Below are 13,650 nucleotides of genomic sequence, written 5' to 3' on the forward strand. Positions count from 1 at the left end.
GGACGCAGATGCTCAGGCGGGCAGGGCGCTCCAGTACTCGTAGTCGTGCACCGCGACGCCCGCGAAGCGCGGGTCGCCGGCGAGCTGCGCGGCGACCGCTGCGAGCTCCCGCTCGAGCACGGTCCGGCCGTCGTCGGCGAACGTCTCGCGCGGCTCGGGCACGGGGAACGTGTCGACGCCGATCCGATAGGGCTTCCTGGCCTCGGCGATGAGCCGTCGCGCGCTCGCGCTGCCGGCCAGGATGTCGGTCGCGCGGTCGCGGTACGCCATGAGGCCGACCGCGTCCGCGCGGCGCACGATGGCGGCGAAGGCGGCCGGATGCACGTCGGCGAGCCAGGGGGAGAGGTCGACCTCGACCGGGAGCGCCGTGCGCGCAGCGACGTCCTTGACCGTGCGCTCGAGCCCCGCGAGCAGCTCCTGCTCGCGGCCCGGCCAGTCGCGCCGCGTCCACGGCTCGATGTCGAGGTGCACGCCGTCGAACAGCCAGGCGGCGGTCGCGCGCTGCATCCACGTGATGGCATCCGTGCCGGTGGTCCAGGAGGGGTCACCGCCGAGCGCCGACACCCGCACGCCCTTGCCGCGCAGCGCTGCGACGCACTCGTGCGTCGCGGCCGTCGGCCCGCCCCACGGCACGCTGACGAACGCCTCGGTGACGCGCTGCTGCGCGGCGAAGGCCGCGACGGCCGCGGGGTCGGGCGGCGCGGCCTCGTGCACCCAGACCCACATCGCTCGTGCGCTGCTCGCCATCGTCATCCCTCCGTCGTGGTCAGTGCCGGCCACGCGACGCCGAGCTCGCGCGCGAGCCGGCGGACGGCCGGGATGCTCATGCCGATCACGGTCGACGGGTCGCCGTCGATGCGGTCGATGAAGGCGGCGCCGCGCCCGTCGATCGTGAAGGCGCCCGCCACCTCGAGCGGCTCACCGGTGGCGACGTACGCGTCGATCTCGGCGTCGTCGATGTCGGGCGAGAAGTCGAGGTGCGTCGCGGTCGCGACGCCCGCCGAGTCGTCGATCCTGCCGTGCCGCACCCGCAGCATCCAGTGCCCGGAGTGCAGCGTCGCCGACCTGCCGCGCTGCGCGAGCCAGCGCTCGCGCGCGCGCTCGGGGGTGTGGGGCTTGCCGAGCATCGCGCCGTCGAGCTCGAGCGACGAGTCGCCGCCCAGCACGAGGCCGTCGAACGCCGTGAGCGGGTCCTGGTCGAGCAGCGCCTCGGCCTTCGCGCGAGCGAGCAGCAGCACGTACTCGTGCGGCGTCAGCGGGCCGTGCTCGGCCTCGTGCGCCTCGACGAGCAGCTCCTCGTCGAGGTCGGTCGGTGCGACGACGGGCTCGATGCCCGCCTGGCGCAGCAGCGCGAGCCGGGCGGGCGATGCGGAGGCGAGGATGAGCTGCACGCGACGATCCTCGCATCGCGCGCTGCTGTTCCCTCGCAGGCGTCAGGGCTCGTCGACGACCGCGCAGGACGTGCGTTGTCGCCGCCCGCTCTCGGGTGTACGGTTCGCGCACACCGCGCCATCGGAAGGAGCCCGCCATGGGCATCCGTCGCAGCACCCGTCACCTGCTCGCCGCCGTCGCCGCGGCAGCGCTCATCCTCTCGGGCTCGGTCGTCTCGACGACCGCCGCCCAGGCCGCGGCTCCTCCGCCATCGCAGGTCACGCGCATGGCTGCCCTGGGCGACTCGATCACGCTCGGGGTGTCGTCGTGCAGCAGCTGGTCCGGCTGCGCCCAGAACAGCTGGGCGACCGGCTCCAGCACGGCCGTCGGCTCGCACCTGCTGCGGCTGCGGGCCGCCGGTGCCACGAACCTGGTCGCGTCCAACGACGCGGTCTCGGGCTCGCGCTCCGCCGCGCTCGCCACGCAGGCGCAGCAGGCGGTGCGGCAGGGCGCGCAGTACGTCACCATCGAGATCGGCGCGAACGACGCCTGCACCCGCACGGTCGCCGAGATGACGCCCACGGCGACCTTCAAGGCCAACGTGGCGGCCGCGCTCGCCACGCTCGCCACGGGCGGCGGTGCGCCGCAGATCTTCGTCGCGAGCATCCCGAGCCTGCAGCGCCTCTACGAGGTGAACCGCGCGAGCAGCAGCGCCCGGTTCACGTGGAGCCTGCTCCGCATCTGCCAGTCGATGCTCGCCAATCCGAGCAGCACCCAGCCGGCGGACGTCCAGCGACGTGCTGCCGTGCAGCAGCGCGTCGACGAGTACAACATCGCGCTGCGCGACGCGTGCGCGGCGGTCGCGAGCTGCCGCTTCGACGGCGGTGCCGTCGCGGCCTACGCCTTCGCGAGGACCGACATCTCGACGCGCGACTACTTCCACCCCTCGGTCGCAGGGCAGGCGAGGCTGTCGAGCATCACGTGGCCGACCACGCAGTGGGTGTCGCCCTGACGCGGTCTCCCTGGCGCGTGCAGCCCGTCCGCGCCTAGCGTCGGGGCATGCGTACGATCTCCGGCCCTGCCCGACCCTCGAAGCTGTCGGTGATCGGAGCGGGCGGCGTCGGCGTGGCGATCGCGTACGCGGCGCTCATCCGCGGCTCGGCAGACGTCGTGGCGCTGCACGACCTGAACGCCGCCAAGGTCGAGGCCGAGGTGCTCGACCTGGCGCACGGCACGCAGTTCCTGGCGTCGAAGCGCGTCGAGGGAGGCGCCGACCCCCGCGTGATGGCGGGCAGCGACGTCGTCATCATCACCGCCGGCGCGAAGCAGCAGCCCGGCGAGCCGCGGCTGGCGCTCGCGGCGCGCAACGCGGACATTCTCAAGTCGGTGCTGCCGGGCATCCGGGAGCACGCTCCCGACGCGATCGTCGTGCTGGTGACGAACCCGTGCGACGTGCTGACGGTCGTCGCCCAGCGGGAGGGCGGGTTGGACCCCGCCCGCGTGCTCTCCTCCGGGACCGTGCTGGACTCCTCGCGGCTGCGCTGGAGGCTGTCGGAGCTCGTGCAGGTGGATGCCCGCAGCGTGCACGCGCTCATGATCGGCGAGCACGGCGACAGCGAGTTCCCGCTGTGGTCTCGCGCGAAGATCGGGCCGATGCTCGTGCGGGAGTGGATGGAGGACGACCGAGTGCGGTTCACGAGCGCCGACCTCGACCGGATCGCGGACGAGGTCGTGCACGCCGCCTACCGGATCATCGAGGGCAAGGGGGCCACCTCGAGCGCCATCGGGGTCTCGAGCGCCCGCATCGTCGAGGCGATCCTGCGCGACGAGCGCGCCGTGCTGCCCGTCTCGAGCATCCTCACCGGCCAGCACGGGCTCTCGGGCCTCGCGCTGTCACTGCCCACGATCGTCGGGCGCGGCGGCATCGAGCAGGTGCTCGAGGTGCCGATGGAGGAGCACGAGCTCGCACGACTGCACGCCTCCGCCGAGACGATCGCGGCCTCCCTGCGCTCCGTCATCGGCTAGCGGCCCGCCGGCGTCGGCGTGGATGCCGGAGGTCGATGGGAGGATGGACGCATGTCCGCACCCCACGCGCCCCGAGGCCAGGTCGAGCCCGGCCAGATCGTCGAGCTCACGATCGACAACGTCGCCCACGGCGGCCGATTCGTCGGCCGGCATGAGGGGCGCGTCGTGTTCGTGCCCGACACGATCCCCGGCGAGACCGTGCGCGCGCAGGTCGTCGAGGTGAAGAAGTCGTTCGCGACCGCGGTCGCGCTCGACGTCGTCGAGGCGAGCCCCGACCGGGTGCCGCACGTGTGGGCCGAGGCATCCATCGACCGGGCGCCGCTCGAGCGCGCCGGTGGTGCCGAGTTCGGGCACATCGCGCTGCCGCGGCAGCGGCAGCTGAAGCAGCGCGTCATGGAGGACGCGCTCGAGCGCACCGGCGGCATGCAGCGCGAGGTGCCGGTGGCAGCGGCGCCCGGCGACGACGCGCGGGGCGGCCTCGCGTGGCGCACGCGCGTGCGCCTGCACGTCGACGACCGCGGTCGCCAGGGGCCGTTCGCGCCGCGCAGCCACGAGGTCGTGCCGGTGACGAGCCTGCCGCTCGCGACCGAGGGCATCCAGCGCTCCGCGCAGCTCGACCAGCGGCTGCCGCGCGTCACGGCTGTCGACTACGTCGAGTGGAGCGAGGGCGAGGTCGACGTGATCGCGATGGAGGGCGAGCCGGAGCGCGGCCGCACCGACACGATCGTCGAGACGGTCGGCGGGCGCGAGTTCCAGCTCGACCGCTCGGGGTTCTGGCAGGTGCACCGCGAGGCGCCCGCCGTGCTGACCGACGCCGTGCGACGCGCGATCGACACCGACCGCGTCGACGCGGGCGGGTGGAGCCTCGACCTCTACGGCGGCGTCGGCCTCTTCGCGGCCACCGTCGCGGAGGCGCTGGGGGAGCGCACGCGGGTCACGAGCGTCGAGGCCGACGAGGTCGCGACCGATCACGCGAGCGAGAACCTCGCGGAGTGGCTCGGCGCGAGCGCCGAGACCGGCAAGGTCGACCGCTGGCTGCGCGAGCTCGGCCAGCGCGCGAGCCGCGCCGAGCGCGAGCGCCTGTCGCGCGGGCTCGTCGTGCTCGACCCGCCGCGCGCAGGCGCCGGCCGCGAGGTCATCGAGCAGGTCGTCGGCCTCGAGCCCGGCCAGATCGTCTACGTGGCGTGCGACCCGGTCGCGCTCGCGCGCGACGCGAAGCTGCTCGGGGAGGCCGGCTGGCAGGTCGAGTCGCTCGAGGCGTTCGACCTGTTCCCGCACACGCACCACGTCGAGGCGGTGGCGTCCTTCCGCCGCTAGGGGCTCCCGCCGCCCGGCTCCAGGCGCACGACGCAAGCCCTCGAGCGCATGCTCGCGACGGAGCCGGGACTGCTGCCCCGCGTGGCGCTGATCGAGCCGGCGGGGCTTGCGTTGTGCGCTGGGGCCTCAGCTGAGCGGCGGAGGGGGAGCGGCGCTCCGCCTCAGCTCGCCTTCGTGACGCCGCCGGCCGCGCGCGCCACGAGGTGCGCGACGCCGGGGATGGCGGCTGCCCGCCACATCGCGCGGTTGCCCTCGAGCTCGATGCGCGTGTGCGGGGCGAACGTCGCCTGCACGCGTCGTCCCCGCGCCTGCTCGCGCTCGACGATCGGCCGCCAGTCGCGCTCGTAGGCCGCGAGCCCGGCGGTCACGTCGCTCGGATGCCGCGCCCACGCGAGCTCCTCCGCGAGCCGCTCCGCACCGGCGATGGCGAGCGAGGCGCCCTGGCCGGCGACGAGCGAGACGGCCGCGCACGCGTCGCCGAGCAGCACGACGCGCCCTCGCACCCACGGCTCGACGACCGTCTGCGCGACGTGGTCGACGTAGGGCTCGCGGATGCCGCGCACCGCGCGCCGGCCGAGCGCACCCATCCCGGCGATCGACGCACGCGCCTGCGCGGGCGTCACGCCCCGCAGCACCGCGAAGCCGGTGACGCCCGACGCCCCGAGCGGCGCCATCACGAGCTGCCGGTCGAGCTCGACCTGCATCGCGACCCGGCCGCCGAGGTCGGCGGAGAGCTCGGCGTCCTCGCCGATCCATGCGACCGCGAGCAGGTCGCCGAGCGGCCGCACGAACTGCTCGTGCGGCCCCCAGAGCAGCCGCCGCACCCGCGAGCCGACCCCGTCGGCGCCGACGAGCACGTCGGCCTCGAGCCGCTCGCCGTCCGAGAGCAGCACCTGCACGCGGGTGCCGTCGTCGTGCGCGGTCTCGATCTGCGCGCCCCAGCGCATCCGCACGCCCTCGGGCAGCGACGACTGCAGCGCCTCGACGATCTGCGGGCGCAGGATGGTCAGGTAACGCCCCGCGACCGCCTGCTCGACCACCGACATCGGCAGCCTGCCGCGCACGCGGCCGGCGGCGTCGACCGACCGCAGCTCGCCGTACCACTCGGCGCGAGCGCGGAGCGCGGGCAGCAGCCCGAGCCGCTCCGCCGCCGCGAAGCCCTGCCCGAAGAAGTCGATCAGGTAGCCGGATGCGCGCGGCGCGCGGGCGCGCTCGACGACGTCGACGGTCCACCCGTCGAGCGCCAGCCTGCCCGCCAGCGCGAGCCCGGCGACACCGGCGCCGGAGACGATCGCGTGCATGTGCGCACGCTAGCGCTCGCGGCTCTCACCGGGCAGGGAATCGGCCGCGCGTACCGCCCCCGGTAGGATGGCTCCTCGGCGCGCGCTCGCGCCGACGCATCCCATCACCGGACACCAAGGGGCCATGGCAGCGCAGTCGAAGGATCGCAGGCTCGACATCCAGGGTCTCCGCGCCATCGCCTCCCTGCTCGTCGCGAGCTACCACATCTGGTTCGGCAACGTCTCCGGCGGCGTCGACGTCTTCTTCGCGATCGGCGGCTACCTGCTCGCCATGAGCCTCATGCGCGAGCTCGAGCGCACCGGCGGCGTGCACGTGCCGAAGACGCTCTGGCGCACCGCGCAGCGCCTGTTCCCGATGGCGGTGATCGTGCTCGTCGTCGTCGGCACGATCGCGCTCGTCTTCTCCGGCCCGCTCGGCATCGACCGCGTGATGACCGACATCCTCGCCTCCGCCACCTACTGGGAGAACTGGCGGCTCGCGGCCGACGCGACCGACTACGTCGCCGCCGGTCACGACAAGTCGGCGTTCCAGCACTTCTGGGCGATGGGCGCGCAAGGGCAGTTCACGGCGATGTGCATCATCGCGGCCGGCCTGTTCGCGCTCGTGGCGAAGGCGACGCGGATGCGCGACGCGGGCCTGTGGTTCGGCGTCGTCCTCGGCGCGGCCGCGATCGCGTCGTTCGTCTTCGCCCTCGTGCAGCTGTCGATCGACCCGGTCCCGACCTACTACGACACGTTCGCGCGCACGTGGGAGCTCGCGCTCGGCGGCTTCGCCGCGCTCGTCGTCACGCGCATCCCGCTGCACCGCGTGGCCCGCATCCTCATGGGCGTCGTCGGCCTCGCGCTCGTGCTCACCGCCGGACTGCTGCCGCCCGAGTGGCAGCAGCCCGGCTGGGTCACGCTCTGGCCGGTCGCGGGCGCGCTGCTCATCCTGCTCGCCGGCGAGGGCGACCAGGGCGCGCCGGTGACCCGGCTGCTGCGCCTCAAGCCGCTCGTCTGGCTCGGGGGCATCTCCTACGGGCTCTACCTCTGGCACTGGCCGGTGCTCAAGGGCTTCATCGCCTTCTTCCCGACCGCCGGGCTCGAGATCGACGCGCTCGAGGGCGCCGCGATCCTCGCGCTCTCGATCGGGCTCTCGTACGGCTCCTACCGCCTCATCGCGCTGCTGCACCGCCCCAGCAGGCGCCGCGTCGAGGCGGCGGCACCGACGGGGCGGCCGGCGCGCGGCCGACCGCTGCTCGCGTACGCGCTGCCGGTCGTCGCCGCGATCAGCGCCGTGGGCATCGTCGTCGCACCGGTCCTGCAGCGCGCGGCGGTCGCCGAGGCGGCGGCGACGAACCCGGTCGCCGCCGACGACGACGAGCTCGCCCGCTGGATCGCGGAGGCCGTGGCGACGCCGTCGGCGCCCTCGCCCGGCGCCGTCGTCGGCGAGGACGGCCGCTCGGCCGAGTGGCTCGTCGACGACTGCCTCACCGTCGGCCCCGATCAGCAGGCGCAGTGCCGCTTCGACGACTCCGAGAGCGACCGCGAGGTGTGGATCGTCGGCGACTCGCAGGCCGTCACCTGGTCGCCCGCGGTGCGCGGCGCGCTCGGCGGCTCCGCCGACGTGCAGCTGCTCGGACGCGAGATGTGCCCGTTCTCGAGCGGACCGGCCGTCGAGCAGCAGATCGGCGACTTCATGCGCGTGTGCGATGCGCACGCCCGCACCGTGCTCGAGCTGGCCGCGCAGCGGCTCCCCGAGCTCGTCATCATCAGCTACGGCGCCTGGTGGGTGGGCGAGGGCTACGAGGATCGCGCCGCCGACACCGGCGACCAGCTCGCCGCTGGCACGCTCGCGTACGCGGAGCAGCTGCACGCGCTCGGCATCCGCACGCTCTGGCTCGACAGCCCGCCGCCCGGGCCGGAGCCGGATGCCTGCATCGAGGCGCACGCGGCCGGCACGTCGCTCGACGCCTGCGCGATCGCGCTGCAGGATGCGCAGATCGCACGCCACGAGACGCTCGACGCCGGGCTCGAGGCGGGCGGCGTCGCCGTCGTCGACACCCTCGGCTGGTTCTGCGACCCCGAATCCGGCACGTGCCCGAGCATCCTGCAGGGCGTGCCGACGTGGGTCGACCGCACCCACATGGGTGCGGCGGCGTCGACGATGCGCCAGCAGGTCGTCGCCGACGCGATCGCGCCGCTGCTGCAGGACTAGCGCAGCAGGTCGAGCAGCGCGCGCTCGCGCGAGCCGGTGAGCCCGATCGTGGCGCCCGCCTCGAAGCGCGCGAAGACCTCCGGGTCGATGTAGCTCGCCCGCGCGACCGACGGGGTGTTGCCGAGCGCCTGCGACACCTCGACGACCGCGGCGCGCACCGCGCGCGCCCTGGCCGTCTTCGTGCCGATGTCGCGGGCGCGCGCGAGCGCGACGGCGGCGACGATCGTGCCGTGCAGGGTGCGGAAGTCCTTCGCGGTGAACTCGCCGCCGGTCGCCTCCCGCACGGCGTCGTTGAGGTCGACGTCGCGGAGCGGATGCATGCCGTCGGCGTCGCGGAAGGCGAGCAGGCGGGACGTGCGGGAGCGCCCCGCCATGAGCTCCTCGACGCAGCGCGCGAGCGCCGGGTCCTCGATCGTGACGTCGAAGCGCTGCCCCGACTTCGCCGGGAAGCGCAGCCGCACCGAGTCGCCCGTGACGGTCGCGTGCCGGCACAGCAGCGTCATGAGCCCCCGCGACCCGCGCTCCTCGGCGTAGGTGTCGCCGCCCGCGCGGATCGCCACGGTGTCGAGCATGCGCAGCGCGGCCGCGAGCACGCGCTCGCGCGGGAGTCCTTCGCGCTCGAGATCGAGCGTGACCCGCCGTCGCATCGCCGGGAGCGACTCGGCGAGGCTGAGGGCGCGCTCGTGCTTCGCGCGGTCGCGGCGCTCGCGCCAGTGCGGGTGGTAGCGGTACTGCGTGCGGCCGGCATCGTCGACGCCGATCGCCTGGATGTGCGCGAGCGGGTCGGCTGCGATCCAGACGTCCTTCCAGGCGGGCGGCACCGCGAGCGACTCGGCGCGCTCGCGCTCCTCGCGCGTGACCGGCCGCCCGTCGTCGTGCCGGTACGACCAGCCGCGCCCCGACCTGCGCCGCCGGATGCCGGCATCCGATCGCGGACGTGCCTTTCGCAGCCTCACCATGGGGGCGATGCTAGCCGCGGGGTGCCGGGAGGCCGCCTGGGGCCGGGCTACGCCCGACGGGGTTCGCGCCCGGCGTTCAGCGGCGCGCGCCGCGCCCGGTGTCGGTGCGAGCCCGCGACTGCCACTCGCTCTCGGTGTCGAGCACGCGACGGTGCTTGGTCTCGGCCCACTCCTCGGCCATGCCGAGCAGCACGGCCTCGACCGCCGCGCGCTCCTCGTCGGTGGGCGAGCCGCCCACCACGGTCATGATGGGCTCGGATGCGTCGGCGTCGCTCACAGCGGGATGTTCCCGTGCTTCTTCTCGGGCCGCTGCACGCGCTTCGTGCGCAGCGCGCGGAAGGCCCGCGTGATCATGACGCGGGTTTCGGCAGGCTCGATGATGCCGTCGAGCTCCCCGCGCTCGGCGGCGAGGAACGGCGAGGCGACGTTGTAGGTGTACTCGCTCGCGAGGCGCTTCCGCACCTCCGCCACGTCGTGGCCCGCGGCCTCGGCGTCGCGGATCTCGTTGCGGTAGAGGATGTTCACCGCGCCCTGGCCGCCCATGACCGCGATCTCGGCCGACGGCCACGCGACGTTGATGTCGGCGCCGAGCTGCTTCGAGCCCATGACGATGTAGGCGCCGCCGTAGGCCTTCCGCGTGATGACGGTCACCATCGGCACGGTCGCCTCGGCGTAGGCGTAGAGCAGCTTCGCGCCGCGGCGGATGACGCCCGACCACTCCTGGTCGGTGCCGGGCAGGTAGCCGGGCACGTCGACGACGGTGAGGATCGGGATCGAGAACGAGTCGCAGAAGCGCACGAAGCGCGCGGCCTTCTCGCCCGCCTCGATGTTGAGCGTGCCCGCCATCTGCTTCGGCTGGTTCGCGATCACGCCGATCGTCCGACCCTCGAGGCGACCGAAGCCGATCACGATGTTCGGCGCGTAGAGCGGCTGCACCTCGAGGAACTCGCGGTCGTCCATGAGCGTCTCGATGATGCCCAGCACGTCGTAGGGCTGGTTCGGCGAGTCCGGGATGATCGTGTTGAGGCGGCGGTCGCTGTCGTTGACGACGCGCTCCGCCGCGTGGTCGTAGGCGGGCACCTCCGACTGGTTGTTGTCGGGCAGGTAGGCGAGCAGCGCGCGCACGTAGTCGAGGGCGTCGTCCTCGTCGGCGGCGAGGTAGTGGCTCACGCCCGACACCGTGTTGTGGGTGCGGCCACCGCCGAGCTCCTCGAAGCCGACCTCCTCGCCCGTGACGGTCTTGATGACGTCGGGGCCGGTGACGAACATGTGGCTCGACTTGTCGACCATGATCACGAAGTCGGTGAGCGCGGGAGAGTAGACGGCGCCGCCGGCCGCCGGGCCCATCACGATCGAGATCTGCGGGATCACGCCCGAGGCGGCGGTGTTGCGCTTGAAGATCTCGCCGTACTTGCCGAGCGCGACCACGCCCTCCTGGATGCGCGCGCCGCCGGAGTCGAGCATGCCGACGATGGGCACGCCCACCTTCATCGCGTAGTCCTGGATCTTGATGATCTTCTCGCCGGCGACCTCGCCGAGCGAGCCGCCGAAGGTGGTGAAGTCCTGGGCGTAGACGGCCACGCGCCGACCGTGGACGGTGCCGATGCCGGTCACCACCGCGTCGCCGTAGGGGCGGTTGCCCTCCATGCCGAACGCCGTGGTGCGGTGCCGCACGTAAGCGTCGAACTCGACGAACGAGCCCTTGTCGACGAACTGCTCGATGCGCTCGCGGGCCGTCTTCTTGCCCTTCGCGCCCTGCCGCTGCTTGGCCTTCGACTCCTTGTCGGTCACCGCCTCGCGGTGCCGCAGGCGGAGGTCGTCGATCCGCTCGGCCGTCGTCGACATGGGCGCAGCAGCAGTGGTCTCGTCGGTCACGGATGCCACTCTAGACGGCGCCCCATGCCCGGCCTTTGTGGACTCCCACAGCGTCTTGCCGCGCTCCGGTGGTGATCCTCTCCATCTGCGGCCGCCACGGGTCGCCCCTCGTCCTAGGCTGGAGCCATGCTCTTCCCAGGCGCGTCGAGTGCCGGCACGGTCATCGAGCTCGGCACGGTCGGCTCGACCTTCGACGCCGTCGACGAGCGCGCGGAGCACCTCACGACCTGGGCGACGCTCGACCAGCGGGCCGGCCGCGGCCGCCTCGGCCGCGAGTGGGTCTCGCCCGCCGGCAAGTGCCTCGCGGCGACCGTGCTCGTGCGCACGAAGCGGCTGAGCGAGGAGGCGATCGGCTGGCTGCCGCTTGCCGCCGGCCTCGCGCTCGCCGACGCGCTCGACCCGCTCGTCGCCGACCGCGCGTCTCTGAAGTGGCCGAACGACGTGCTCGTCGAGGGCAAGAAGGTCGCCGGCATCCTGTGCGAGCGCCGCAGGACCGGCGTCGCGGTCGGCTTCGGCGTCAACCTCACGCTCACCGCCGCCGAGCTGCCGACGGCGCAGGCGACCTCGCTCACGCTCGAGGGCGCCGAGGGCTCCGCGCCCGTGCTCGCCGACGCGATCCTGTGCGGCGTGCTGCGCTCGCTCGGCGCGCTGCTGCCCGCGCTCGGCACCGAGGCGCTGCGGGCGGCGGTCGCCGCCGACCTCAGCACGATCGGCCGCGACGTGCGCGTCGCGCTGCCCGCCGGCGAGCTCGTCGGCCGCGCCGTCGGCCTCGGACCGCACGGCGAGCTGCAGGTCGACACCGACGACAGGATCGTCGACGTGCGGGCGGGCGACGTCGTGCACGTGCGCTGATGCGAGATGATCGTCCCGTGTCGACCGGCGAGGAGCGCGTGATCGCGCGCATGCGACCGCACGCGCGCGTGCTCATCGTGCCGGTGCTCGTGCTGTGGGGCTGCGCCGGCCTCGTCGCGCTCCTGCTCGACCGGGTCGACTGGCCGCTCTGGAACGTCGCCGTGCTGACCGTCGCCGGGCTCGTGACGGGGCTGCTCACGCTCGTCCCCACCCTCGCGTGGCTCTCGCGCGCCTTCGTCTTCACCACCGAGCGCGTCATCATCCGCGGCAGCTTCGGCGGCACGCGGCGCGAGACGATGCTCTCCCGCGTGCACGACGTGACGGTGCGCCGCCGCGGCCTGCAGGCGCTGTTCGGCGCCGGCGACGTGCTGCTGTCGACGGGCGGCGACCGCGCCGTCATCCTCGCCGACGTGCCGAGCGCATCCCTCGTGCAGCGCATGCTGTCCGAGCAGCTCGGCGCCCGCGGCATCGTCGTCCCCGACGCCGGCGACGGCGCCACCACCATCGCGCGCGGCTGACGCGCCGGCTACGAAGGAGCTCCATGAGGATCGCCGTGATCGGATGCGGCCGCGCCGCGATGCACGTCGCAGCGGATGCGGGGCGGGCGGCATGATCGTCGGCGTGGTGGGCGGCGGGCAGCTGGCCCGCATGATGATCCCAGCGGCCGTCGAGCTCGGCATCGAGCTGCGCGTGCTCGCGGAGGCCGAGGGGATGTCGGCGGCGCTCGCGGCGACGGCCGTCGGGGACTACCGCGACGTCGACGCGGTGCTCGCGTTCGCCGCCGAGGTCGACGTCGTGACCTTCGACCACGAGCACGTGCCGCAGGAGGTGCTGCGCGCGCTCGTCGACGCCGGGCACGCGGTGCATCCGGGCCCGGACGCGCTGCGCTTCGCGCAGGACAAGCGGGCGATGCGGCAGCGCATGGCCGAGCTCGGTGCACCGCAGCCCGACTGGGCGCCCGTCGACGGCGTGGAGGACCTCGAGCGCTTCCTCGCGGACCACGGCGGCGTCGGGGTCGTGAAGACGGCCACCGGCGGCTACGACGGCAAGGGCGTGCGCGTCGTGCGCGACGCGGCGGAGGCGGCCGACTGGCTCGCCGGTGCCGCCTCGGGCGGTCCGCAGCTGCTCGTCGAGGAGCTCGTGCCCTTCCGGCGCGAGCTCGCGCAGCTCGTCGCGCGCCGCCCGTCGGGCGATGCGGTCGTGTGGCCGCTCGTGCAGACGGTGCAGCGCGACTCGATCTGCGCCGAGGTGCTCGCGCCGGCGCCGCACGCGTCGCGCATCCAGCCGCTCGTCGACGACATCGCGCGCTCGATCGCAGAGGGGCTGCAGGTCACCGGCGTGCTCGCGGTCGAGATGTTCGAGACCGACGACGGCCGCGTGCTGGTGAATGAGCTCGCGATGCGCCCGCACAACTCCGGCCACTGGACGATCGACGGCTCGGTGACGAGCCAGTTCGAGCAGCACCTGCGCGCGGTGCTCGACCTGCCGCTCGGCTCGACGGCGATCCTCGCGCCGGCGAGCGTGATGATCAACGTGATCGGCGGTCCTGCCTCCGGTGCGATGGCCGACCGCTACGCGTCGGCGCTCGCCTCCCACCCGGACGTGAAGGTGCACTCCTACGCGAAGGCGACGCGCCCCGGCCGCAAGGTGGGCCACGTGACCGCGATCGGCGATGACATGGACGAGGTCGCCTACCGCGCCCGAGCGGCGGCAGCCCACTTCGACGCCTGACCCGCGCGGCGCGGCGCCCCGC

General features: G+C 74.0%; 13 protein-coding genes. 7 read left to right on the forward strand and 6 right to left on the reverse strand.

The window, feature by feature from the left end; translation table 11 throughout:
• Positions 1-12 precede the first annotated feature (12 nt).
• Positions 13-747 carry a hypothetical protein gene (locus tag ABIB37_RS08185; protein WP_354259035.1) on the reverse strand — a complete coding sequence of 245 codons (735 nt, stop codon included), beginning with the start codon at positions 745-747 and terminating at the stop codon, positions 13-15.
• 2 nt (positions 748-749) lie between these two features.
• Positions 750-1,391, reverse strand: coding sequence for a Maf family protein (locus ABIB37_RS08190; protein WP_354259038.1), 642 nt, complete (start codon positions 1,389-1,391; stop codon positions 750-752).
• Between the two features lie 137 nt (positions 1,392-1,528).
• Between ABIB37_RS08190 and ABIB37_RS08195 the strand changes: the two genes are divergently transcribed.
• Genes ABIB37_RS08195 through ABIB37_RS08205 form a run of 3 tightly spaced genes read left to right on the forward strand, consistent with a single transcriptional unit; the run spans position 1,529 to position 4,713 of the window.
• Entirely contained in the window at positions 1,529-2,383 is an 855-nt protein-coding gene (locus ABIB37_RS08195; protein WP_354259041.1) for a GDSL-type esterase/lipase family protein, read from the forward strand.
• A gap of 47 nt (positions 2,384-2,430) precedes the next feature.
• Complete coding sequence (locus ABIB37_RS08200; protein ID WP_354259044.1) at positions 2,431-3,396, forward strand: L-lactate dehydrogenase; 966 nt, start codon at positions 2,431-2,433, stop codon at positions 3,394-3,396.
• A gap of 51 nt (positions 3,397-3,447) precedes the next feature.
• Positions 3,448-4,713 carry a class I SAM-dependent RNA methyltransferase gene (locus ABIB37_RS08205; protein ID WP_354259047.1) on the forward strand — a complete coding sequence of 422 codons (1,266 nt, stop codon included), beginning with the start codon at positions 3,448-3,450 and terminating at the stop codon, positions 4,711-4,713.
• 161 nt (positions 4,714-4,874) lie between these two features.
• Here the strand turns inward: ABIB37_RS08205 and ABIB37_RS08210 are convergent, their stop codons facing one another.
• Positions 4,875-6,014 carry an FAD-dependent monooxygenase gene (locus ABIB37_RS08210; RefSeq protein ID WP_354259050.1) on the reverse strand — a complete coding sequence of 380 codons (1,140 nt, stop codon included), beginning with the start codon at positions 6,012-6,014 and terminating at the stop codon, positions 4,875-4,877.
• Positions 6,015-6,138: 124 nt separating this feature from the next.
• On the opposite strand from ABIB37_RS08210, the gene ABIB37_RS08215 reads away from it, so the two are divergent.
• Positions 6,139-8,211 (forward strand): acyltransferase family protein, encoded by a 2,073-nt coding sequence (locus tag ABIB37_RS08215; RefSeq protein ID WP_354259051.1) that lies wholly within the window; start codon positions 6,139-6,141, stop codon positions 8,209-8,211.
• On the opposite strand, the gene ABIB37_RS08220 is transcribed toward ABIB37_RS08215, so the two are convergent.
• The 3 genes from ABIB37_RS08220 to ABIB37_RS08230 form a co-directional block, all read right to left on the reverse strand.
• Complete coding sequence (locus ABIB37_RS08220) at positions 8,208-9,170, reverse strand: DNA topoisomerase IB (protein ID WP_354259053.1); 963 nt, start codon at positions 9,168-9,170, stop codon at positions 8,208-8,210. The genes ABIB37_RS08215 and ABIB37_RS08220 overlap by 4 nt on opposite strands.
• 76 nt (positions 9,171-9,246) lie before the next feature.
• A complete protein-coding gene (locus ABIB37_RS08225) occupies positions 9,247-9,447 on the reverse strand; it encodes an acyl-CoA carboxylase subunit epsilon (RefSeq protein WP_354259056.1) in 201 nt (66 codons plus the stop codon).
• Positions 9,444-11,015 carry an acyl-CoA carboxylase subunit beta gene (locus ABIB37_RS08230; protein WP_354261575.1) on the reverse strand — a complete coding sequence of 524 codons (1,572 nt, stop codon included), beginning with the start codon at positions 11,013-11,015 and terminating at the stop codon, positions 9,444-9,446. Before ABIB37_RS08230 ends, ABIB37_RS08225 begins: the two co-directional genes overlap by 4 nt.
• A gap of 156 nt (positions 11,016-11,171) precedes the next feature.
• On the opposite strand from ABIB37_RS08230, the gene ABIB37_RS08235 reads away from it, so the two are divergent.
• The 3 genes from ABIB37_RS08235 (at position 11,172) to ABIB37_RS08245 (ending at position 13,628) form a co-directional block, all read left to right on the forward strand.
• On the forward strand, positions 11,172-11,897 hold the full coding sequence (locus ABIB37_RS08235) for a biotin--[acetyl-CoA-carboxylase] ligase (protein ID WP_354259058.1): 726 nt from the start codon (positions 11,172-11,174) through the stop codon (positions 11,895-11,897).
• 17 nt (positions 11,898-11,914) lie between these two features.
• Positions 11,915-12,415, forward strand: a complete 501-nt coding sequence (locus ABIB37_RS08240; protein WP_170165487.1) for a PH domain-containing protein — start codon at positions 11,915-11,917, stop codon at positions 12,413-12,415.
• 91 nt (positions 12,416-12,506) lie between these two features.
• Positions 12,507-13,628 (forward strand): 5-(carboxyamino)imidazole ribonucleotide synthase, encoded by a 1,122-nt coding sequence (locus tag ABIB37_RS08245; protein WP_354259061.1) that lies wholly within the window; start codon positions 12,507-12,509, stop codon positions 13,626-13,628.
• Positions 13,629-13,650: the final 22 nt, after the last annotated feature.

It is taken from the genome of Agrococcus sp. UYP10, from assembly GCF_040547205.1.
Classification (GTDB): domain Bacteria; phylum Actinomycetota; class Actinomycetes; order Actinomycetales; family Microbacteriaceae; genus Agrococcus; species Agrococcus jenensis.